At 70.5% G+C, this 21,886-nt stretch carries 22 protein-coding genes; 9 read left to right on the top strand and 13 right to left on the bottom strand.

Annotated features, from left to right (window positions below):
* Positions 1–47: 47 nt before the first annotated feature.
* Positions 48–1,004, top strand: a complete 957-nt coding sequence (locus ACFQVC_RS20675; protein WP_381832064.1) for a DUF4073 domain-containing protein — start codon at positions 48–50, stop codon at positions 1,002–1,004.
* Between the two features lie 50 nt (positions 1,005–1,054).
* Here ACFQVC_RS20675 and ACFQVC_RS20670 read toward each other — a convergent pair whose 3' ends face one another.
* Together ACFQVC_RS20670 and ACFQVC_RS20665 are read right to left on the bottom strand one after the other, a co-directional pair.
* The gene (locus ACFQVC_RS20670; protein ID WP_381832062.1) at positions 1,055–2,638 is read right to left on the bottom strand and encodes a TROVE domain-containing protein; all 1,584 of its coding nucleotides are present in this window, start codon (positions 2,636–2,638) and stop codon (positions 1,055–1,057) included.
* 473 nt (positions 2,639–3,111) lie between these two features.
* On the bottom strand, positions 3,112–4,557 hold the full coding sequence (locus tag ACFQVC_RS20665) for an alkaline phosphatase PhoX (protein ID WP_381832060.1): 1,446 nt from the start codon (positions 4,555–4,557) through the stop codon (positions 3,112–3,114).
* Positions 4,558–4,673: 116 nt separating this feature from the next.
* Between ACFQVC_RS20665 and ACFQVC_RS20660 the strand changes: the two genes are divergently transcribed.
* The 4 genes from ACFQVC_RS20660 (at position 4,674) to ACFQVC_RS20645 (ending at position 7,582) form a co-directional block, all read left to right on the top strand.
* On the top strand, positions 4,674–5,441 hold the full coding sequence (locus ACFQVC_RS20660) for an SDR family NAD(P)-dependent oxidoreductase (RefSeq protein WP_381832058.1): 768 nt from the start codon (positions 4,674–4,676) through the stop codon (positions 5,439–5,441).
* 153 nt (positions 5,442–5,594) lie between these two features.
* On the top strand, positions 5,595–5,831 hold the full coding sequence (locus tag ACFQVC_RS20655; RefSeq protein ID WP_381832056.1) for a hypothetical protein: 237 nt from the start codon (positions 5,595–5,597) through the stop codon (positions 5,829–5,831).
* 123 nt (positions 5,832–5,954) lie between these two features.
* Positions 5,955–7,103 (top strand): chymotrypsin family serine protease, encoded by a 1,149-nt coding sequence (locus ACFQVC_RS20650; protein ID WP_381832401.1) that lies wholly within the window; start codon positions 5,955–5,957, stop codon positions 7,101–7,103.
* 26 nt (positions 7,104–7,129) lie between these two features.
* Entirely contained in the window at positions 7,130–7,582 is a 453-nt protein-coding gene (locus ACFQVC_RS20645; protein WP_381832053.1) for a hypothetical protein, read from the top strand.
* A 163-nt stretch (positions 7,583–7,745) separates the two neighbouring features.
* Here the strand turns inward: ACFQVC_RS20645 and ACFQVC_RS20640 are convergent, their stop codons facing one another.
* Entirely contained in the window at positions 7,746–9,206 is a 1,461-nt protein-coding gene (locus ACFQVC_RS20640; RefSeq protein WP_381832051.1) for a hypothetical protein, read from the bottom strand.
* 189 nt (positions 9,207–9,395) lie between these two features.
* Between ACFQVC_RS20640 and ACFQVC_RS20635 the strand changes: the two genes are divergently transcribed.
* Positions 9,396–11,258, top strand: a complete 1,863-nt coding sequence (locus ACFQVC_RS20635; protein WP_381832048.1) for an endonuclease/exonuclease/phosphatase family protein — start codon at positions 9,396–9,398, stop codon at positions 11,256–11,258.
* A 55-nt stretch (positions 11,259–11,313) separates the two neighbouring features.
* Here the strand turns inward: ACFQVC_RS20635 and ACFQVC_RS20630 are convergent, their stop codons facing one another.
* The 3 genes from ACFQVC_RS20630 to ACFQVC_RS20620 form a co-directional block, all read right to left on the bottom strand.
* A complete protein-coding gene (locus tag ACFQVC_RS20630; protein ID WP_381832046.1) occupies positions 11,314–12,033 on the bottom strand; it encodes an antibiotic biosynthesis monooxygenase in 720 nt (239 codons plus the stop codon).
* Positions 12,034–12,198: 165 nt separating this feature from the next.
* Positions 12,199–12,777, bottom strand: a complete 579-nt coding sequence (locus tag ACFQVC_RS20625) for a DUF3618 domain-containing protein (protein ID WP_381832044.1) — start codon at positions 12,775–12,777, stop codon at positions 12,199–12,201.
* Entirely contained in the window at positions 12,774–13,226 is a 453-nt protein-coding gene (locus tag ACFQVC_RS20620) for a phage holin family protein (protein ID WP_381832043.1), read from the bottom strand. The genes ACFQVC_RS20625 and ACFQVC_RS20620 overlap by 4 nt, the downstream gene beginning before the upstream one ends.
* A gap of 163 nt (positions 13,227–13,389) precedes the next feature.
* On the opposite strand from ACFQVC_RS20620, the gene dapA reads away from it, so the two are divergent.
* Positions 13,390–14,349, top strand: a complete 960-nt coding sequence (dapA, locus tag ACFQVC_RS20615) for a 4-hydroxy-tetrahydrodipicolinate synthase (RefSeq protein ID WP_381832042.1) — start codon at positions 13,390–13,392, stop codon at positions 14,347–14,349.
* A 17-nt stretch (positions 14,350–14,366) separates the two neighbouring features.
* Here dapA and dapD read toward each other — a convergent pair whose 3' ends face one another.
* The 3 genes from dapD to ACFQVC_RS20600 form a co-directional block, all read right to left on the bottom strand.
* Positions 14,367–15,362: a 2,3,4,5-tetrahydropyridine-2,6-dicarboxylate N-succinyltransferase gene (gene dapD, locus ACFQVC_RS20610; RefSeq protein WP_381832041.1), complete on the bottom strand. Its 996-nt coding sequence runs from the start codon at positions 15,360–15,362 to the stop codon at positions 14,367–14,369.
* Between the two features lie 103 nt (positions 15,363–15,465).
* Positions 15,466–16,035: a TetR/AcrR family transcriptional regulator gene (locus ACFQVC_RS20605; RefSeq protein WP_381832040.1), complete on the bottom strand. Its 570-nt coding sequence runs from the start codon at positions 16,033–16,035 to the stop codon at positions 15,466–15,468.
* The gene (locus tag ACFQVC_RS20600; RefSeq protein ID WP_381832039.1) at positions 16,035–16,355 is read right to left on the bottom strand and encodes a DMT family transporter; all 321 of its coding nucleotides are present in this window, start codon (positions 16,353–16,355) and stop codon (positions 16,035–16,037) included. Before ACFQVC_RS20600 ends, ACFQVC_RS20605 begins: the two co-directional genes overlap by 1 nt.
* Positions 16,356–16,529: 174 nt before the next feature.
* Here ACFQVC_RS20600 and ACFQVC_RS20595 point away from each other — a divergent pair, with 174 nt between their 5' ends.
* Positions 16,530–17,507 (top strand): DUF7847 domain-containing protein, encoded by a 978-nt coding sequence (locus ACFQVC_RS20595; RefSeq protein ID WP_381832037.1) that lies wholly within the window; start codon positions 16,530–16,532, stop codon positions 17,505–17,507.
* A 58-nt stretch (positions 17,508–17,565) separates the two neighbouring features.
* Positions 17,566–18,933, top strand: a complete 1,368-nt coding sequence (locus tag ACFQVC_RS20590) for a DUF7847 domain-containing protein (RefSeq protein WP_381832036.1) — start codon at positions 17,566–17,568, stop codon at positions 18,931–18,933.
* Between the two features lie 97 nt (positions 18,934–19,030).
* On the opposite strand, the gene ACFQVC_RS20585 is transcribed toward ACFQVC_RS20590, so the two are convergent.
* The 4 genes from ACFQVC_RS20585 to sufC are packed head-to-tail and all read right to left on the bottom strand — an operon-like array spanning position 19,031 to position 21,886.
* The gene (locus ACFQVC_RS20585; protein ID WP_381832035.1) at positions 19,031–19,366 is read right to left on the bottom strand and encodes a metal-sulfur cluster assembly factor; all 336 of its coding nucleotides are present in this window, start codon (positions 19,364–19,366) and stop codon (positions 19,031–19,033) included.
* Positions 19,363–19,833 carry a Fe-S cluster assembly sulfur transfer protein SufU gene (gene sufU, locus ACFQVC_RS20580; RefSeq protein WP_381832033.1) on the bottom strand — a complete coding sequence of 157 codons (471 nt, stop codon included), beginning with the start codon at positions 19,831–19,833 and terminating at the stop codon, positions 19,363–19,365. The genes ACFQVC_RS20585 and sufU overlap by 4 nt, the downstream gene beginning before the upstream one ends.
* A 35-nt stretch (positions 19,834–19,868) precedes the next feature.
* On the bottom strand, positions 19,869–21,125 hold the full coding sequence (locus tag ACFQVC_RS20575) for a cysteine desulfurase (protein WP_381832032.1): 1,257 nt from the start codon (positions 21,123–21,125) through the stop codon (positions 19,869–19,871).
* Positions 21,122–21,886, bottom strand: a complete 765-nt coding sequence (gene sufC, locus ACFQVC_RS20570; protein WP_381832030.1) for a Fe-S cluster assembly ATPase SufC — start codon at positions 21,884–21,886, stop codon at positions 21,122–21,124. Before sufC ends, ACFQVC_RS20575 begins: the two co-directional genes overlap by 4 nt.

The raw sequence follows: 21,886 nt of genomic DNA, 5'->3' as shown, positions 1-21,886 counted from the left end.
CACTCAGTCCAAGGACCCGTCACACAGGGCGAGTTACCTTGCGCCCCATGACTCCCCCCACCCGGAGAACCATCCTGACGGCCGGCGGCCTCGCCCTCGCCACCCTTCCGCTCGGCGGGCTCACCGCCGCCCAGGCCGCCACGCGGCCGAAGGTGTCCGCGGCCGCGTCACTCGATGTCATCAGCGACATCCAGGGCGATCTGGCCGACCTCGGCAGGGCCCTCGACAACCTCGCCGCGCTCGGCACCTCACAGGCACTGGTGATAGCCGGCGACCTGGTCGCGCAGGGCACGGTGCAGCAGTACGAGGATCTGTACGCGACGCTCGCCGACCACAGCCACCCCGACCGGGTGCTCGCCGCGCTCGGCAACCACGAGCAGTACAACTCCGACCCCTTCGACACCCAGGTCAAGCGGTTCCTGCAGTACACCGGCATGCCCGAGGTGTACTCGCAGACCACGGCGGCCGGTCTGCCGCTGCTGTTCATCGGCACGACGGCGCCCGCGAAGAACGGCACGAGCCCGCCCTTCGTGACCCTCGGTGCCTCGCAACTCTCATGGCTGGACAGCACGTTGAAGTCGCACGCCGACAAGCCGTACGTCCTGGTCTTCAGCCACCACGTGCTGCCGGGCACGGTCTCGGGCACCGTCGGCGGCGACGCGGCGCGCTTCTACGACCAGGACTTCGTGGACGAGACCGACCTGCTCACCATCCTCGGTCAGCACAAGAACGTGGTGTTCTTCTCCGGCCACACCCACTGGGACCTGGGCCGCTCCGACTGGGCCGCCAAGAAGATCGTCGAAGGCGGCGACCCGGCCGGCTTCACCGTGGTCAACACCGGCTTCATCCAGACCATGTACGGCCCGGACGGCAGCGGCGGTGAGGAGGCGCTGTCGGGCGCCGAGTCCCAGGGACTGCGGGTCCTGGTCGGCACGGACGGCAGACTCACGGTCGAATCAAGGGACTTCAGGCGCGACAAGCTGATCCGCACCCTGACCGTCTGAGTACGCGGTGTGCCCGTCCCCACCCCCGTGCGGGACGGGCACACCGCCGTCTATCCGGCCCACGGCCAGTCGGCGTCCAGACCCCGCTCCAGGAGCGGAACCATACGGAACGCGGCATCCGAAAGGCCCCCGAACACATGCCGGTTCGGGCGCCCCGACTCACCGTGGCCCGCGCGGTAACCGGCGAGGTTCCAGGTGTAGACCGGAATGTCCGCCGGGACCTGCTCGGTCGGGTCGCCGTGACGGCTGTACGCGTACTGCTCGTCGGTGACGATCAGGACCCGGTCGTGCCCGCGGTAGAAGCGCCGCAGCGCCCCGGTCGTGTCGGTGCCGCCCAGATCGCCGAAGCGCTCCAGGACCTTCAGGACCGACTCGCCCTTGCGGCAGGTCACCGAAGAGCTGGTGGAGCCGAACTGCACCAGTTCCGCCCGCTCGGCACGCATCGCCAGAGCGGTACCGAAGACGGCGGCGGCATCCGCCCGGTTGAGCTCCGAACGGTCCGAGAGCCGCGAGTGGAACATCGACCCCGACCGGTCCACCAGGATCAGCGTCCGGCCCGGCAGCTCCGGCACATTGCCGAGCGAGTGGCCGAGCGCCAGCTCCAGCGGGTACGCCCAGCGCAGCGACGGAGCGTGCTGGTACGCCGCGAGGTAACGGAACGGGAACTGCCGCGACTTGGCGACCTCCACCGGGTCCGCGATCTTCGCCGCGACCCGCTGCGCCGCCTCGTCCGAGACCCCGGCCTCGTCGAAGTTCCGCAGATTCCTTACCAGCGCCATGGCGCCCATCGACGGAATCACGGCCTCCCACGCGGCCTTGTCCATCGGCCCCTGCAGCCAGCCGGCGAGCGCCTCCCAGGTGATCCCGGCCGCGGCGAGCCGCTCGGGCCCGTCGGGAGCGGTGACCACCGCGCGGCGCCCGGCCACCGGCAGCGCCATCAGCTCACGGTGTGCGGCGAGGACGGGAACCGAGGCGGGCGGCACGGCCGTGTCCGGGTGGTGGCGCCGGTCAAGGGCGTACCGGAAGAGGTCGCCCTGCCACGGCTTGTCCGGGTCCGGAACGGCGTGCACCAGGTTGAGGACATCGCCGAAGCGGTAGCCCTTGCCCGAAGTGTCGTACTTCAGCAGGGACTTGCCGTGGTAGAGCCGGCGCACCGCGTCCGCGACACCGCGCTTGACGGGCTTGGGCAGGGCGCGGCCGTATGTCGCCGTCCAGTAGCCGAGCAGCTCGCCGGGCTCGTCGGGGCGGCGCAGGACCGACGCGATGACCTGACGGTTCGCCGGGCCGTCCGAAACCCCCGCGTCCAGGCGGGCCTTGACGTACTCGGCGGCACCGACGAGCGCGGCGGTACGCAGATTGCCCTCGCCGCGCAGCCAGTCGAGCAGGCCCGCGGTCCACCCCGGGTCCTCGACGGCGAGACGGCGCACGAGTGCGGCGAACCGGTCGTCACGGGCCTGGCCGCTCTCGTAGAAGGTCTTCTGCGCCACGAAGTTGGCGAGCGAGAGCAGGAAGAGCTCGGAGCGCGCGTCCCTCTCATGGCCGCGGCCGCCCTGGTAGGTCCGCAGGGTGCGGCCGGTGGAGGTCACGCGGGAAGTGCCGCGCGGACGCGCCTGCCTGGTGTTGAAACGAGCCATGAGAATTCCCCCGAATTCAAGTGGTTCAAATGGGGGGAGGCGGCAGTGACCGGAAAGCGCCGGGGGCGCTCCGGTATTCGGGCCTCCCGAGATCAAAGGTGGCGGCGGCGTGATTTCTGAGAAGGAAGTAGCCGCAGCCTGCGCACCGGGAGGTGCATGAAGTTGTGCTGTCCGGAGGACAGTTCGGCGGAACTGACATCAGGTGCTCTATCCCCTGAGCTACACCGGCACGAGTACCGGCGGCGGGACTCGAACCCGCGGCCTCCCCATTAGCAGTGGAAGTAAGTCCTGCCTGCGCACCCGGACAAGAAAGACTCTAGAAGCCAGAACACCGCGGACGCCAAGGGTTTTTCCCGGCGACCGCCGCGTCGGGGAAGTCCGATGCGGGTCGTCGTGCCCCCAAGGGGCGCGGGGAACTGCGCGACCGGCCACGGCGCACCCGCAGATGATGCACCGGACTTCCCGCGGAGCGCTTAGCGCTGGCGCTTCCAGGGTCCCGTGATGGCGAGGAGGAGTCCGGGGTCCTGGATATTGGCGTAAAGAGTCCTGCCGTCAGGGGAGAACACGACTCCCGCGAACTCGCTGTACTCCGGCTCCTCTTCGGTGCCGATGTTCAGGTCGTTACGGGCGATGGGATAGGTGCGGCCGCTGTCCGTGGCGCCGAAGAGATGCTGTACGCCCTCGCCGTCCTCGGCGAGGATGAGGCCGCCGTACGGCGAGACGGTGATGTTGTCGGGGCCGTCGAAGGCGCCGTCCTTGGCGGGGTCGGGGTTCACCCCGAGCCGCACCTTCAGGGTCAGCGTCCGGCGCCGCGGGTCGTAGAACCAGACCTGCCCGTCGTGCGCGGCGGGGCTCTCCTCGCGGGCGTACGACGACACCACGTACGCGCCGCCGTCGGCCCACCACATGCCCTCCAGTTTGCGGGCGCGGGTGACCTGGCCGTCCTTGAACTGCTCGCGCACATCGACGGACTTGGCGTCGCGGTCGGGCACGTCCACCCAGTCGACGCCGAACACGGTGCCGGTCTTCGCGGCGCGGGACAGGTCGTCGACGAACCGGCCCCCGGAGTCGTAGCAGCGCGGCGCCTGCAGCACGCCCGCGTCGTCGGCCAGCTTCCGGTACTGGCCGCGGCCGTGCTCGAAGCCCTTGGGCGGCACCCAGCGGTAGAACAGGCCGTTGGGTCCGCTCGCGTCCTCGGTGAGGTAGGCGTGGCCGCGCTTGGGGTCGACGACGACGGCCTCGTGGTCGTAGCGGCCGAAGAACTTCAGCGGCTTGGGGTCGCGGTTGGCGCGCCGGTCGAGGGGGTCGACCTCGAAGACATAGCCGTGGTCCTTGGTCATACCGTTCTCGCCGGCCCGGTCGGAGTTCTCCTCGCAGGTCAGCCAGGTACCCCAACGGGTGCGACCGCCCGCGCAGTTGGTGGACGTACCGGCGATACCGACCCACTCGGCGACCTCGCCGCCGGGCCGCACCTCGACGACCGTGCAGCCGCCGGACGCGGCCGGGTCGTACACCAGCCCTTCGGTGAGCGGCACCGGGTACTTCCACTTCGACCGCGGGCCCTTGAGCTCATGGTTGTTGACGAGCAGCGTGGTGCCGCGCGGGCCTTCGAAGGTGGCGGTGCCGTCGTGGTTGGACGGGGTGAACTCGCCGCTCTCCAGCTTCGTCTTTCCGCTGTGGGTGAGGACGCGGTAGGTGAACCCGGCGGGCAGCGCGAGGATGCCCGCGGGGTCGGGGACGAGCGGTCCGTATCCGGGCCCCCTGTCGGCGCCCTCGTCGGCGCCGTCCGCCTCCGGCTCGACGTCCTGGGTGGCGAGGGCACCGTCGGTGGTGGCGAGTACGCCGGCCGTGCCGACGACGGCGACTCCCGCTCCGGTGATCGCGGAGCGTCTGGCGAATTCCCTGCGGCTGAGCGGCATCGTCTCTCCCGAAGCGGTGGTCCAGGTCTTCCCGGGCGGGGGTGGCTGCGGCCTCACGGTCCCGGCCGCGTATAAACGGCGGTTGAACACTGTCCGACGTCTGGAGTGCTCCTTCAATGAACCTGCCAGCCACAGCCCGCCGTGTCGTCGTCTCCGGAGCCTCCCGCGGCCTGGGACGGGCCGTCGCCCAGGCCTTCGCCGCGGGCGGCGACCGGGTCGCCGTCCACTACGGCTCGCGCCGCGAGGAGGCCGAGAAGACCCTGGACTCCCTGAGCGGTACGGGACATGTCCTGGTCGGGGGCGATATCTCCGCTCCCGACGGGGCGGCGCAGGTCGCGAAGGAGGCGCTCGACGGGCTCGGCGGCATCGATGTCCTGGTGAACAACGCGGCCGTCAATGTGCGCCACCCGCTGGCGGAGACGGACTACGACGAGTGGGCCGCGCAGTGGCAGCGCCATGTCTCGGTCAATCTGCTCGCGACCGCCAACCTCAGCCATCTGGCGGCCCGCCGGATGATCGACCAGGGCACGGGCGGGCGGATCGTCAACATCGGTTCGCGCGGCGCCTTCCGCGGCGAGCCCGACCACCCGGCGTACGGGGCGACCAAGGCCGCGGTGCACGCCCTCGGCCAGTCCCTCGCGGTGTCGCTCGCGCCGTACGGCATCGGCGTCGCGTCCGTGGCGCCCGGCTTCTTCGACACGGAGCGGGTCGCGCACCGGCTCAGCGGCGCGGAGGGCGAGGCGATCCGCGCCCAGTCGCCGTTCGGCCGGGTGGCGAGCGCGGAGGAGATCGCGGCGGCCGTTCTGTGGCTGGCGTCGCCACAGGCGGAATGGTCGTCGGGCACGGTGCTCGACCTCAACGGGGCGTCACATCTGCGCACTTGAGCCACTCATCTGCGCTGCCGAATCTTCGTAAACAAGGTCATCGGGAGCGGACCGCCTGTAAACCCAAGAATTCGTGCAGAACAGCTTGACCCTGCGCGCAAGCGGCAATAGACACATCCCTACACCTGAAGTACCCGCGGAGAGGCGAGCCCGGTGGACGCACACGAGGCACGCGCACTCCATGAGAGCCGGCTGATGAGGCTGGCCAACGTGACCGGAGTCGGCACCGGGAGGGACGAGCACTCGGGCGAGGACGTACTAGTCGTCTTCGTGACCCGCACAGTGCCCCGTGCACAGCTCCGGCCCGAAGACGTGGTTCCCGATGAACTCGAAGGCGTGCCCGTTCGCGTGCTCCCGATCGGTCACGTCGACGCCCAGAGCGACAGCTGAGCCGCACGGGCAGAACGGCACCCGAACGACAACTGCCCGCACGGAAAAGCGGGTTCGGTGGGGGACCCCCGCGCTTCAAGCAAGGGGAAGAGGTGGTCTGGCGTGACGAGCCAGCCCGAATTGATGCGAGGACCGACCGGCGGTCAGCTGAGTGACAGCTCCCGTCAGCAGGCGAACTCCGACTTCCTTCGGCCGCAGCAGCCGCTGGCCAACGTGGTCGGCTTCGGCCACGGGGTGAAGTGGGTCGAGGGACAGCCCACCGGCGAGCAGGCGGTGCTTGTCTTCGTGACCCAGAAGGTCCCCGAGTCCATGCTCCCGGAGCGCGATGTCGTGCCCCGGCAGATGGACGACGGCACCCCGACGGATGTCGTCGCGGTCGGCCATGTCGCGGCCCAGCGGGCCTCCGGCAAGCGTTCCGGCGGCCGCCGGGCGACGGACCAGCCGGACGAGATGTACCAGTCCGACGGCGGTGTCACCGAGCAGCTCGCGGGCCTGTCCCAGCCGCTGCTCCAGGAACTCGGCGGACTCGGCGCGTTCGAGCCGCAGATCCTCAAGCGCCGTATGCGGCCCTGCCCTTCCGGCTTCTCGGTGGGCAATGTCCGCGTGACGGCGGGCACCCTCGGCAGCGTGGTGTACGACTTCCTGCCGGGCGCCGCCATCGACCCGCCGGGCGCCGGCCTCGGCGTACCGTCGAAGTTCTACATCCTGTCCAACAACCATGTGCTCGCCGACTCCAACCGGGCGCAGCTGGGCAGCGCGATCGTGCAGCCGGGCGTCTTCGACGGCGGGCAGGACCCGGCCGACCGGATCGGGACCCTGGAGCGCTTCATCACCATCCAGTTCGCCCCGCAGATCCCGCTGGAGCGGCACAACAACGTGGTGGACGCGGCCCTCGGCCGGGTCGAGTTCCAGGACGCCACGCGTGAGCAGTACTTCAGCGGCGCCCCGCGGGCCTGGCGGCGCAAGGCCAATGTGGCGGTCGGCGACCTGGTGAAGAAGTCCGGGCGCACCACCAACATCAGCTTCGGCCGGATCATCTCGGTCGACGCGACCATCGACGTCAACTACGGCACGGCGGGCACGGCCCGCTTCAAGGACCAGATCCTGACGACGAACATCTCCGCCGGCGGCGACTCCGGTTCGCTCGTCACGTCGCAGGACAATGTGGCGCTCGGTCTGCTCTTCGCGGGCTCGTCCGTCGTCACCGTGATCAACCACATCGAGAACGTCCGCGCGCTGCTCCGCGTGGAAATCGCCGAGCAGCTGGCCTGACGACGGCTCCTCGGAAGGGAGGCACCATGAGCACCCAGGCACGCAAGGGCAAGGGCCAGACCCGCGCCGAGCACCGCTTCCACAACCCGCAGGGCGCCGAGGTCAAGACGCGTGACGAGGCGTTCGCCGCGCAGCAGCAGCTGGACATCACCGACCAGGCGGTCTCCACGGAGTGCAAGCTCACGCTGCACAACGGCGCCGTCACCTTCGCCCTCACGGTGAAGTACAACCCGAACACGTACCCGCATGTGGTGACCGGCGGCCAGATCACCTCCGGTATCTGCGGCGCCCCGTGGGACATCACGGGCGGCTTCATCGGCCAGAACATGCGCCTCGACGCCAAGCGCGCGGGCCAGGGCTCCTGTGCGAACACCATCACGATCGTCGGCGAGTACCAGAACCCGCCGGCGTACCGGGGCACGTACGGCTTCGACGGCGCGACGTCGTCGTTCAAGCACACGTCGCTCTATCAGTGCTGAGAGCTGACATCGCAGGCACACCGGCATGGGCGGGACCCGGAAGGGCCCCGCCCATGCCCGGTGCGGTCCGAAAAGGGGCGCGGGGCTGTGTCGATGTGCGGCTCCGCCGCGCGGGCACGCCCAGCCACAGTACGCCCGCAGATGACCACGAAACCTCGCCGAGCTACCGGTGCGAGCGGGCCTTGAACGCCGCCTTCCGGGCCTCCTTGGCCACCTTCTTGTCGGGGTGGAGCCGCCCCATCGCCTCCAGGACATCGGCGGTGGCGGGGTGCCGTACCCGCCATGCCGTGTCGAAGAACCCGGCGTGCTGCTGCGACAACCCCTCGACCAGGCCCTGGAGTTCATCGGAGTTGCCCTCGGCGGCGAGCTGCGCGGCGACCGTGTCGACGGTCAGCCAGTAGACCATCTCCTCGGACGGCGGCGGCACATCGGCGGCGCCCTGCTCGGTGAGCCACACCCGGGCGAGACCGCCGAGCTCCGCGTCGTCGAGCACCTCGCGCAGCGCGGGCTCCGCCTCGGCGCCGACGAGGGAGAGTGCCTGCTGGCAGCGGAGCCGCCGCAGCGGAGCGTCCTCGTCGTCACCCCTGGCCGCGGCCAGCAACTCCCGTGCCGCGGGCAGGTGTTCGCGCCGGGCGAGCCACTGCTCGGTCTCGTCGCGGGCGGCGCCCTGGGGGAAGCCGGCGGTCTCGGCGAGCAGGACGTCGGCACCCTTGTCGGCGAGGTCGCCCACGGCGGGCGCGTCCAAACCGGCGTCCAGCATCCGGGCGCGGACGCCGTACAGGCCGAGCGGGGTGAGCCGCACCATGCCGTAGCGGGTGATGTCCTCCTCTTCGGGGGAGATCTCCGCGGGCTCCTCGCCCGCCTCGGCCATCAGCGCCTCGTCGACGGGGGTGAACTCGACGAGCCCGACCGGTTCGAGCATCCGGAACTGGTCGTCGAGGCGCATCATCGCGTCCGAGACCTGCTCCAGGACGTCGTCCGTGGGCTCCCCCATGTCGTCCGGCACGATCATGGACGCGGCGAGCGCGGGCAGCGGCACCGCCTCGTCCGCGGGGCCGCCCTCGCTGACGGTGAGCAGATAGAGGTTGCCGAGGACGCCCTCGAGGAAGTCGGCCTCGGCCTCGGGGTCCCAGCCGAGTTCGTCCAGATCGATGTCGCCGCCGTCCTGCAGGGCGTCGACGAGATCGTCCAGATCGGGTACGGAGGCGTCGGCGAGGACGGTGTCGAGGGCGCCGAGCCAGATGCCGAGGATGTCCTGGGGGCCGCCGGAGCCGATGAGGGCGAGCTCCTCGCCCTGGGTCACGGTGCCCTCGGCGTCGCCGTCCCCTTCCGCACCGTCCTCGCCGTCTTCGATTTCCACGAGCCCCGTGTCGACGGCGACCCGCCAGGCCTCGCTGGCATACGCGGGCCCGTCCTCGTCATCGGCCGCGTATCCGAGGAGCTCCGCGGCGGCGGGCAGCTGCTCGTCGACGAGTTCGCCGCCCGCGCCGACCCGGGTCGCCGGGCCCGCCCAGCGGGCGAGGCGCACGGCGCGGGCGAGCAGGGGGGTGGCGAGCGCGTCCCGCGCGAGCTCCGCCTCGGAAGTCAGCCGCAGCGGCGGCAGGGTGGAGCGTTCTGAGGACATGAACTGGTTCTCCTCGGACGGTCAGGGCATGGCGGCCCCCAGCGTAGACGGATTTCATCCCAAGACGCCCGGTTCATGTACCCGTCAGACGCCGTCCATCCACAGAGCCTTGACAACTGCCTTGACGACACAAGAGATTGACGCGCGTAGAGCTCCCAGATCCTTCCTCGCCCTCCTGGAGTGCTTCCGATGCCACCGCGTATATCCCGTCGATCGCCGGCCGTCCTGTCCCGTAGATCAGCGGCCGTGTCCACCGTCGTCGCCACCGCTCTGGCGGCGGGTCTGATCACCGTCGCGAACACGGGTTCCGCCGCGGCGGCCGAGGTCCGTGTGCACGACATCCAGGGCACCACCCGGCTCTCGCCGCTCGCGGGCGAGCAGGTCACCGAGGTGCCCGGGACCGTGACGGGCGTACGCGGCTACGGCTCGCGCGGCTTCTGGATCCAGGACACCGCCCCCGACGCCGACACCGCGACCAGTGAGGGCGTCTTCGTCTTCACCGGCTCCACAACCCCGACGGTCAAGCCGGGCGACGCGGTCCTGGTCTCGGGCACCGTCACGGAGTATGTCCCCGGCGGCGCGTCCTCGGGCAACCAGTCCCTCACCCAGATCACCAAGCCGACGGTGACCGTGGAGTCGTCCGGCAACCCGGTGCCGCAGCCGCAGCGCATCGACGCGGCGGCCGTGCCCTCGGCCTACGCCCCGGACGGTGACGCGGCGGACGGCGGCAGCATCAACAAGCTGCCGCTCGCCCCGGACAAGTACGCCCTGGACTTCTACGAGTCCCTGGAAGGCATGAACGTCTCCGTCGGCACCTCGCGCGTCGTCGGCGCCACCGACCCGTACCACGAGCTGTGGATCACGGTGAAGCCGGACGAGCACCGCAACCGGCGCGGCGGCACGGTCTACGGCTCGTACACCGCGCAGAACACCGGACGCCTGCAGATCCAGTCACTGGCCCCGGTGGCCGAGAAGCCCTTCCCCAAGGCGAACGTCGGGGATGTCCTCACGGGTACGACCGAAGGGCCCCTGGACTTCAACCAGTTCGGCGGCTACACACTCACCGCGCGCACCCTCGGCACGGTCACCGACAAGCGCCTGGCCCGCGAGAAGACCCGCAAGCAGAGCTCGGGCGAGCTGGCGGTGGCGACGTACAACGTCGAGAACCTGGACCCGAAGGACCCGCAGGAGAAGTTCGACGCGCTCGCCGAGGCGGTCGTGACGAACCTGGCGAGCCCCGACGTCCTCGCCCTGGAGGAGATCCAGGACAACAACGGCGCCACGAACGACGGCACGGTGGCCGCCGACGAGACCCTGAAGAAGTTCACCGCGGCCATCGAGGCGGCCGGCGGCCCGGCGTACGACTGGCGCTCGGTCGACCCGCAGAACAACAAGGACGGCGGCGAGCCCGGCGGCAACATCCGCCAGGTGTTCCTCTTCAACCCCGACCGGGTCTCCTTCAAGGACCGCCCGGGCGGCGACGCGACGACCGCGACGGATGTCGTCCGCAGCGGCGGCAGGGCCGCCCTGACCCACTCCCCCGGCCGGATCGCCCCGGCGGACCCGGCCTGGGCGGACAGCCGCAAGCCGCTCGCGGGTGAGTTCACCTTCCGCGGCCGCACGGTCTTCGTGATCGCCAACCACTTCGGCTCGAAGGGCGGCGACGAGGGCCTCACCTCGCACCACCAGCCCCCGAACCGCTCGTCGGAGACGAAGCGGCTGCAGCAGGCCAAGGCCGTGAACACCTTCGTCCGCAAGATCCAGAAGGTGCAGAAGAACGCGGACGTGGTGGTGCTCGGCGACATCAACGACTTCGAGTTCTCGGCGACGACGAAGGCCCTCACGGACGGCGGCGCACTCACGGCGGCCGTCAAGTCCCTGCCGCGCTCGGAGCGTTACTCGTACGTCTACCAGGGCAACTCGCAGGTCCTCGACCAGATCCTGACCAGCCCGGCGGTCGGTGACTTCGCGTACGACAGCGTGCACATCAACGCGGAGTTCGCACAGCAGAACAGCGACCACGACCCGCAGGTGCTGCGGTTCAGGCCCTGACCGGCCCTCTCGGCGGGGCCCGGCGCCGGCGCCGGGCCCCGCCTCCCGCTCCCCCTCAGGCGGCCCTGAAACTCACTGCCGGCAGATACCGCCGCACGCTGCCGCCGCTGGTGAGCCCCGGGTACTGCTGCACCCGGCGCCACAGCTCGCTCCCCGATCCCACGCCTTCGCCCGGCGCGACCAGTGCCTCGATATGAGCCTGCTCGCTCTCCCACTCCGCGTAGTTGAGCACCCGGGTGCCGTCCAGGCTGGTGTGGAAGTGCCCGGAGATACCGCCGGGGTGCGGGTGCTCCTCCGACCCCAGGGCCTCGAAGACGGTGTCGATCCAGTCGCGTTGGCGCGCGGCGTCGGGCCCCTCGAACTCCACATCGACGATGACGATGCACCCCGGCACGCGCGCGTCCCGCTGCCTGTCGAGCGAACCGCTGCGGTACAGCTCGTACTTGTTGAGCCCCATCCGCCGGATGCCGGGCACGGCGGCGTCGATATCGGCGTTGCGCGCGCTCCGCCCGTTGTCGCTCGCCGCGAAGAACTGCTCGTATGCCGCCAGGTCCCGCCACTGCGAGTAGTGCAGCAGGGTGTCCCCGTCGGTGCCCGTGTAGACGCTGTACGACAGCAGCCCCTCATGCGGCCACTCCCGGCTCTCCCACGCATCGGCGATCGCCTCGACGACCTCCTTCTGCCGCTCGGCGGTGCCGACCCGCCACGTACTGACAAGAACGACGCCGACGCCGGACCTGCGAGGGTCGGGAAGAGTGCTGAGCTGCACAGACATGGTGACCTCCTTCGGCTCCGGCCCCGTTCTGCGGCCGGTGATCACCATCGTTGAACTTCAACTTCGGTTGAAGTCAAGGCAGGAGTCCGCGTCCCAAAGGGGCGCGGGGAACTGCGCGCCCAGCCACGACGCACCCGCAGATGCACAAATACCGGACGTCCCGCGTCAGTGCTTCCGAGCCCCCGACTTTCCGCCGGTCCCATTGCCGCGGCGCCGCAGCACTCCGGCCACCACGACCGCGCCCGCGCCGGCGGCCACGAGTATGCGGCCCGGGTGGCGGCGGCCCGCCTGCACGACGTCCGTCGCCGCGGTGCGCACCGGCTCCGGGGTGCTGTCCTGCACACGCCCCGCGACCTGCGCCGCCTTCTCCTGGGCCTGAGCCGTGGCGCCCTTGATCTGCGAGCCGGCCTCGGCGGCCTTGCCCCGGGCCTTGCCGGTCACCGCCGTGGCCTTGCCCCGGGCCTTGACCGTGGCTTCCGTGGCCTTGCCCTTGCCCTTGCCCTTGCCGTTCGTCACGTGTGCCACCCTCTCGCGCATTCGCTCCTTCGCCGCCGCGGCCTTCGCCTGCGCACGGCCCTTCACATCCGCCTTGGCCGCCAACTCCTCGACGGTCTCGCCTAGTTGCCCGCGGGTCCGCTCTATCTGCCGCCGCAGCTCATCGGGCCCTTTGGCGCCCTGTGCGCCACCGGCACCCTGTGCGCCACCGGCACCCTGTGCGCCACCGGCGGCCGGCCTTTCCGTCATCGGTGCGCCCTTTCCTTGATCTCTTCGACATCGGCCCTGACACTGCCGAGTGCCTCTTCGGGCAGCGGCGGCGCCGCCTTGGCGAGGCGGCTTCGCCCGGCCAGGGCGAGCACGCCCGCGACGGCGTAGAGGACGACGGCGATGATCAGCGCGGCAGCCCATACGGGCAGCGCCAGCGAGAGGGCGGCGACGCCGGTGCCCGCGACCGCCATGAGGCCCGCATAGGCGACGGCGCCCGCGGCGCCGAGCAGTCCGCCGCCGCGGCCCGCGTTCTTGCCCTTGGCGGCCAATTCGAGCCCGGCAAGGCGGAGTTCGTCACGGATGAGCTGGGAGAGCTGCTCGGTGGCCCGGTTGACGAGCTCGCCCACCGAGTGCTCCGCGTGCTCCACGGGTTCGGTGCGCGCAGAGCTCTCCGAGTGCTGAGGTTGCCGGTCGGTGACCCTGGTCACGGTGTCCGTCTCCCTTCGGGCAGGGGGACACCCCGGGTACCCAGGACCGCGCCGTTAAGCCCTCACGGACCGCCCCGCGCGACCGGAGCGGGTAGCGCCGCTTACGCATACCCTGAAGCAGAATTAAGTGGAGTCATGCCGCGGTGGTACCGAGACTGCACCCATGACCGCACCCTTCGGCCGCGCCCTCTGCGCGATGATCACGCCCTTCGACGGCGATGGAACCCTCGACCTGGACGGCGCGCAGCAGTTGGCGGAGCGTCTGGTCGACGGCGGCTGCGACGGGCTCGTCCTGTCCGGCACCACCGGTGAGTCCCCCACCACGAGCGACGCCGAGAAGTCGGCCCTCGTCCGCGCGGTCGTCGAGGCGGTGGGCGCCCGGGCGGCGGTCGTGGCCGGCGTCGGCAGCGCGGACACGGCCCACACCGCCGAGCTCGCCCGGCAGGCCGAACGGGCGGGTGCGGACGGCCTGTTGGTGGTCACGCCGTACTACAGCCGCCCGCCGCAGGACGCTCTCGCGGACCACTTCCGCACGGTCGCGGACGCCACCGGTCTCCCGCTGCTGCTCTACGACATCCCCGGCCGCACCGGCACCCGCATCGAGCCGGACACCATGATCCGCCTCGCGGAGCATCCGCGGATCGCCGGCGTGAAGGACTGCGCGTACGACCTGTTCGGCACCCAAACGGTCCTGGCCCGCACAGAGTTGGCGTACTACACGGGCTGCGAGGAGTTCATCCTGCCGCTGTACGCACTCGGCGGCGCGGGCTACATCAGCACGGTCGCCAACGCTGCACCGGCCGAACTGCGCGCGATCATCGACGCGTTCGACGCGGGCGACACGGCGGGCGCGGCCCTGCTCCAGCGCCTGGCGCTGCCCCTGATGGAACAGATGATGGCCGCGGGCCTGCCGGGCACGGTCACGGCCAAGGCCCTGCTCACCGAACTCGGCCTGCCTTCGGGCCCGGTACGGGCGCCCCTGCGGGCGGCGGACCCGGTGCGCGTGGCGGAACTTCGCGCGACATACGAGGCCCTGGCTGATGGAGCCCGCCCGGCGATTGCGGACGAGCCCGGAGGGCGGCTTGCGGTGCCCAGGTCGTCAGCACCCGCAAGCCGCCCGTAAGCCGGCCTTCGGAACCTTCAGTTGTTGCTGTGCAGCACGTCGTTGAGCCCGCCCCACACCGCGTTGTTCGGGCGGGCCTCGACCGCGCCGGTCACGGAGTTGCGGCGGAAGAGGATGTTGGAGGCGCCGGACAGCTCGCGGGCCTTGACGATCTGGCCGTCGGGCATGGTCACGCGCGTGCCGGCCGTGACGTAGAGACCGGCCTCGACCACGCACTCGTCGCCCAGCGCGATACCGATGCCCGCCTCGGCGCCGATCAGGCAGCGCTCGCCGATGGAGATGCGCTCCTTGCCGCCGCCGGAGAGGGTGCCCATGGTGGAGGCGCCGCCGCCGATGTCGGAGCCGTCACCGATGACGACGCCCGCGGAGATACGGCCCTCGACCATGGAGGTGCCGAGGGTGCCGGCGTTGAAGTTGACGAAGCCCTCGTGCATGACCGTGGTGCCCTCGGCGAGGTGCGCGCCCAGGCGCACCCGGTCGGCGTCGGCGATACGGACGCCCTTGGGTGCGACGTAGTCCGTCATGCGCGGGAACTTGTCGACGCTGGTGACCGACAGGTGCAGGCCCTCGGCGCGGGCGTTGAGGCGGACCTTCTCGATGTCGTCGACGGCGACCGGGCCGAGCGAGGTCCAGGCGACGTTGGCGAGGAAGCCGAACATGCCGTCGAGGTTCTGGCCGTGCGGCTTGACCAGGCGGTGCGAGAGCAGGTGCAGGCGCAGGTAGACGTCGTGCGCGTCCAGCGGCTTGTCCTCGAGGGAGGCGATGACCGTGCGGACCGCGACGATCTCCACGCCCCGGCGGGCGTCCTGTCCGACGGCCTTGGCGGCGCCCTCGCCGAGCAGCTCGACGGCGCTCTGGGCGGTCAGCCGCTCGGTGCCCGCGGGGCCGGGCTCGGCGACGAGCTCGGGGGCCGGGAACCAGGTGTCCAGGACGGCGCCGTCGGCGGTGAGGGTGGCGAGGCCGGCGGCGACGGCGCCGGTGGTGCGCGAAGCAGTGGTGTCGAGGTCAGTCATGCAGGCAACTTAACCGGCACGCCCCCGCGGAGGCGAACCGGTCTCACCGTCCGGGCGCGATCCCGGCACCCCGCACCCGCGCCTCTTCGGGGCACAACGAACTTCAACTCCCGGCCCCGCCCCCGCCGCGCCCGTCGATGACCCGGGCCAGCATCTCCCGCGTGAACTCCTCCTCGTACGCGCTCCCCGTCAGCAGCACCTGCAGACAGATCCCGTCGAGCAGCGCGACGACGGCCCGCGCGGTCACTTCGTCGGTGCGGTCGGCCAGGAGGTCGGTGATGCCCCAGCACCACTCGGCGGCGACGGGGCGCAGGGCGGGACGGCGCAGGGCGGCCAGATAGAGCTCGTACTCCAGCTCCACACCCGTGCGGTCACCCGCGAGCCACGCGCCCGTCAGCCGGGCCAGCTCCGCGGCCAGGTCGGCGCGGGGATCGGCGAGGGCGCCGCCGTCCTCGCGCACGACCTTCGCGAAGCCCTCGTTGGCCTGCCGCAGCGCGGCCACCATCAGATCGTCGAGTGTCTTGAAGTGGTACGTCGTCGAACCGAGCGGCACATCCGCCTCGGCCGCCACCGAGCGATGACTGAGCCCTGCGATGCCCTTCGCTCCCACCACCCGGATCGCGGCGTCGATGATGCGCTGGCGCCGCTCGGGGTCGTACCGCCGCGCCCCCATCAGTGCGCTCCGCCCAGATTGAGCAGCACGACACCGCCGATGACGAGCACGATTCCCGCGATCTTGGCGAGCCCGGCGGTCTCCCCGAGGAAGAGGATCCCGATCGCGGCGACGGCCGCGGTGCCGACTCCGGCCCAGATCGCATAGGCGGTGCCGACCTGCATGGTCTTCAGGGTCTGGGCGAGCAGCGTGAAGGCGAGCAGATAGCCGGCGACCGTGCCGATCGAGGGCCAGAGCCGGGTGAAGCCCTCGCTGTACTTCATGGCCGTCGTGCCGGCCACCTCCGCCGCGATGGCCGCGGCAAGCAGTCCGTATCCCATGCGTACGAGCGTACACAACGTTATGTACACCCGTACACAAAATCGCGAAGTCGGGACTTCACGCACCGGGGACGGGACTTTCGCCCCACGAAGCCGACCGCCTCGCGCTGCCTACCGTGAACAGGTCTGCCCTGTTTTCGCCGCCTCCCTCCCCGTCAGGACCAGGACCCGCCCATGCAGCCAGGACCGCAGTCCGGACCACCGCCAGGACCGCAGTCCGCATCGCCGTTCGCATCCGCATCGCCGTTCGCATCACAGCCAGGACTGATCCCGCTCCGGCCGCTCTCCCTCGGCGACCTGTGCCGCGGCCTGTGCAGCACCACAGGGCGCTACCGCCGCCAGCTGCTCGGCCTGAGCCTGCTGGTGTTCGGCGTCGCCCACGCCCTGATCCACGGCGCACTCGCCGTCGGCCTCTACGCGGCCGGGGACGAGGCACTGCTCCTCTTCGAGGACGACACCGTGGGCACCCCGCTGCTCGTCGTCGCGGCGATGGTCATGTTCTGTGCCGTGTCCCTGACCGCCTGCGCCTACGCCCTCGTCCACGCGGTCTGCGCGGTCGTCCTGCAGCACGCCGCCCTGGGCAGCCCGGCCCCCACGCGCGAGGTCTGGCACCGGGCCCTCGCCCGGATGCTGCCGGTGCTGGGAGCCCTCGCGCTGCCCCTGCTCCTCTCCTTCGGCGCCGTGCTCGCCGCGGCCCTGCTCACTCTGGCCGCGGGCCCCGGCGGACTGCTCGTCGGCGCGCTCGCCGTGCCGTTCGTGCTCTGGGTCTGGACGCGCTACAGCCTGGCCCCGGCCGCCGCCGTCATCGAGAACGCGGGCCCCCTGAGGGCGCTGCGCCGCTCGGCCCGCCTGGTGCGGGGCGCCTGGTGGCGGATCTTCACGGTCAGCGCGCTGATGCTGCTCCTGACGGGAGTCGTCGCGTACGCCGTCGACGTCCCCTTCAGCTTCTCCGCCTCCGAGTCCGGCCCCGACGGCGATCCGGGCATTTGGCTCACCGACGACTCCGGTCTCCTGGACGCGGCGCTCACCACCGTGACCGCGGCCGTCGCCTCGACGCTCACCACGGTCTTCCCCCAGCTGGCCAGCACGCTCCTGTACGTGGACCGCCGGCTGCGCAAGGAACACCTGGCCCACACCCTCGCCCCCCGCTGACGGCTGCGACGGGCTACGGTGTCCCGGCCCGAGGGGACGAGACACAGGAGCGAGCACGATGTCGTACGACGTGGGGCGGGGCGGGGCCGAGGGGCCCGACGACGACCCGAACGACCCGAAGAACCAGGCGGAAGGCCAGAGCCAGGCCGAAGGCCAGGACCAAGGCCCAGGCCCAGGCTCCGGGGACGCGGTCCCGCCACCACCCCCGGCCCCCGGCCCGTACCCGGGACCCGGTCCCTACCCGGGACCCGGTCCCTACCCGGGGGCCGGTCCCTACCCGGGGGCCGGTCCCTACGGACACGGCCCCGGACCGTACCCGGGCGCGCCGGGCCCCGGCCCCGTTCCCGGTCCCTACGGGGCGCCCCCGGGATGGGGCACGTGGGCCGGTCCGCCGCCCGCGCCCAAGCCGGGCGTCATACCGCTGCGCCCGCTCGGCGTCGGCGATCTGCTCAGCGGCGCCTTCGCCGCCATGGGTCGCTGCTGGAAAGCCCTGTTCGGGATAGCCGCGATCGCCTACGGCGGTGCGATCCTCGTGGTCGTGGCCGCGCTGTTCGGCGCGTACGCGCTCGTTTACGACGACTTCCGGGCCCTGATCGACGCGTCGCACAGCCAGGACGCGGCGTGGGCGGAGTTCCGCCCGCTGCTTATCGCCTTCTGCGCGGTGTGGGTGATCGCCGTACTCGCCCTGATGGTCGCCTCGGCCATGGTCGCGGCCGCCTGCCCGGCCGCCCTCCAGGACGCGGTCCTCGGCAGGCCGGCCACCTTCGGCGCGGTGTGGCGGCGCACGACGGCACGGCTGCCCTCGGTGTTCGGCACCGCGCTGCTCGCCGGGCTGATCGTGGCGATCCCGTTTCTGCTCTTCTTCGGCGCCTTCATCGGCCTCGTGATCGCCTCGTTCAGCCAACAGGCCGCACCCGGCCCGGCGTTCGCGTTCTGGTTCCTCGGCCTGCTGGTCGCGGTGCCGCTCGCGGTCTGGCTGTGGGTGCGCTTCAGCCTCGCCCCCGCCGCCGCGGTCTTCGAGTCGGCGGGCCCGGTCACGGCGCTGCGCCGCTCGGCCCGTCTGGTGCAGGACTCCTGGTGGCGGGTCTTCGGCATCACGCTGCTCGTCTACGCCATCGCCTCGGTCACCGCGTACTTCATCCAGGTCCCGTTCAACGTGATCGGCAGCTTCACGATGATCCCGGGCATGAACGACCTGGGCCCCGAGCCGGCCGCCGCCGAAGTCCTGGCCGTCATGGGCCTGTTCATGGTCATCATCCTGCTCGGCTCGCTGGTCGGCCAGCTGGTGACCTCGCTCTTCCCGCAGCTGGCGATCAGCCTTCTCTACGTCGACCAGCGCATCCGCAAGGAGAGCCTGGACGTCACCCTCGCCGAGGCCGCGGGGGTTCCGCTCACCACACCCGCACCACAGCCGTACGGTCACTGAACAGCCGTACAACCGCTGACACGACGAGCCGCCGACACGACGAGGCCCCCCGGAGATGAACTCCGGGGGGCCTCGGCCGGTATACGGGCAGCAGATCTCAGACGTTGAAGCCCAGCGCCCGCAGCTGCTCACGGCCATCGTCCGTGATCTTGTCCGGGCCCCACGGCGGCATCCAGACCCAGTTGATCCGCATCTCGTTGACGATGCCTTCGGTGGCGGACTTGGCCTGGTCCTCGATGACGTCGGTGAGCGGGCAGGCCGCGGACGTCAGCGTCATGTCGATCGTCGCGATATTCGCGTCGTCGATGTGAATGCCGTAGATGAGGCCGAGGTTGACGACATCGATACCCAGCTCGGGGTCGACGACGTCCATCAGCGCCTCACGGACCTCCTCCTCGGAGGCCGGCTTCAGGGTTGCGGTCTCGTCGCTCATGCGCTTTTCCTCTCCGCGTCGGCGTCAGGACCAAGGGCCTGGGCCGTCGCGTCCTTCCACGCCATCCAGCTCAGCAGGGCGCACTTCACGCGCGCCGGATACTTGGAGACCCCGGCGAACGCCACGGCGTCCTCCAGGACCTCTTCCATCGTGTCATCCGGCTCGATCTTGCCCTTGGACTGCATCAGCTCCAGAAACACGCTCTGGATCTTCTGCGCCTCGGACAGCTCCTTGCCGACGAGCAGTTCGTTCAGGACGGACGCGCTGGCCTGGCTGATCGAGCAGCCCTGGCCTTCGTACGAGACGTCCTCGATGCGCTCGCCGTCGTACTTCACGCGGAGCGTGATCTCGTCGCCGCACGTCGGGTTGACGTGGTGCACCTCGGCGTCGCCGTCACGCAGACCGCGCCCGTGCGGGTGCTTGTAGTGATCCAGGATCACGTCCTGGTACATGGAATCCAGCTTCACCAGTCAGCCCTGTCCGTCCTCAACCACTGTGTCCACTAACCGAAAAAGTTCCGTACGTGCTCCAGGCCGTCGACCAAGGCGTCCACCTCGGCCGGCGTGGAGTACAGATAGAACGACGCTCGCGTGGTCGCAGGAATTCCGTACCGCAGGCAGACCGGGCGCGCGCAGTGGTGGCCCACGCGCACCGCGATGCCCTGCTCGTCGAGTACCTGGCCCACGTCGTGCGGGTGGATGTCGCCGAGCGTGAAGGAGATCGCGGCGCCGCGGTCCTCGGCCGTCACCGGGCCGATGATGCGCAGATCCGGCACCTCCAGGAGGCGCTTGACCGCGTACTCCGTGATCGCGTGCTCATGCTGGGCGATCTTGTCCATGCCGATCGAGCTGAGGTAGTCCACCGCCGCGCCCAGACCGATGGCCTGGGAGATCGGGGGTGTACCGGCCTCGAACTTGTGCGGCGCGGGTGCGTACGTCGAGGAGCTCATCGAGACCGTCTCGATCATCTCGCCGCCGCCGAGGAACGGGGGCAGGTCCTCCAGGAGTTCCTGCCGTCCCCACAGCACGCCGATACCCGTCGGGCCGCACATCTTGTGGCCGGTGAAGGCCACGAAGTCGGCCTGCAGTGCCTGCACGTCGAGCGGCATGTGCGGCGCGGCCTGCGAGGCGTCGATCAGGACCAGGGCGCCGACCTCCTGGGCGCGGCGCACGATGGCCTCGACCGGGTTGTGGGTGCCCAGGATGTTCGAGACCAGCACAAAGGAGACGATCTTCGTCTTCTCGGTGATGACCTCGTTGATGTTGGACAGGTCGAGACGGCCGTCGTCGGTGAGGCCGAACCACTTCAGCTTCGCGCCGGTGCGCTGCGAGAGCAGCTGCCACGGAACGATGTTGGAGTGGTGCTCCATCTCCGTGATGACGATCTCGGTGTCGCTGTCCACGCGGTAGGGCTCATCGGCCCAGCCCAGCATGTTGGCAACGAGGTTGAGCGACTCCGAGGCGTTCTTGGTGAAGATCACCTCGTCCCGGCTGGGCGCGTTGATGAACTCGGCGACCTTGTCACGGGCGCCTTCGTACAGCGCCGTGGCCTCCTCGGCGAGGACATGCACGCCGCGGTGGACGTTGGCGTTGTGCAGTTCGTAGTACCCGGTCATGACGTCGAGGACCTGGCGGGGGGTCTGCGAGGTCGCCGCGTTGTCCAGATACACGAGCTTCTTGCCGTCGTGGATCACGCGATCCAGGATCGGGAAGTCCTTGCGGATCGCCTCGGTGTCGAGGAGGCCCGGCAGCTGTGTCACGCTGATACGCCACCCTTCGTGTAGGCCTCGTAGCCCTCGGCCTCCAGCTTGTCCGCGAGCTCGGGGCCGCCGGACTCGGCGATCCGGCCGTTCGCGAACACGTGCACGTGGTCGGGCTTGATGTAGCGCAGGATGCGCGTGTAGTGGGTGATCAGCAGGGTGCCGACCTCGCCGGTCTCGCGGACGCGGTTGACGCCCTCGGAGACGGTGCGCAGGGCGTCGACGTCCAGGCCGGAGTCGGTCTCGTCGAGGATCGCGATCTTCGGCTTGAGCAGCTCGAGCTGAAGGATCTCGTGGCGCTTCTTCTCACCGCCGGAGAAGCCCTCGTTGACGTTGCGCTCGGCGAAGGCGGGGTCCATGTTGAGGCGCTCCATGGCCTCCTTGACCTCCTTCACCCAGGTACGCAGCTTGGGCGCCTCGCCGCGGATGGCGGTGGCGGAGGTGCGCAGGAAGTTGGAGACGGACACACCGGGGACCTCGACCGGGTACTGCATGGCGAGGAAGACACCGGCGCGGGCGCGCTCGTCGACGGACATCTCCAGGACGTCCTCGCCGTCGAGGGTGACGGTGCCCTGCGTGATCGTGTACTTGGGGTGACCCGCGAGCGAGTAGGCGAGGGTCGACTTGCCGGAGCCGTTCGGGCCCATGATGGCGTGGGTCTCGCCCTGCTTCACGGTCAGGTCGACACCCTTGAGGATCTCCTTCGTGGCGTTGTCGGCCTCGACGGTGACGTGCAGGTCTCGGATTTCAAGCGTTGCCAT

It is taken from the genome of Streptomyces monticola, assembly GCF_042665355.1.
GTDB classification, from domain to species: Bacteria; Actinomycetota; Actinomycetes; order Streptomycetales; family Streptomycetaceae; genus Streptomyces; species Streptomyces monticola.
Note: the sequence above shows the minus strand (reverse complement) of the source record. Positions and strands in the feature narration are given on the sequence as shown.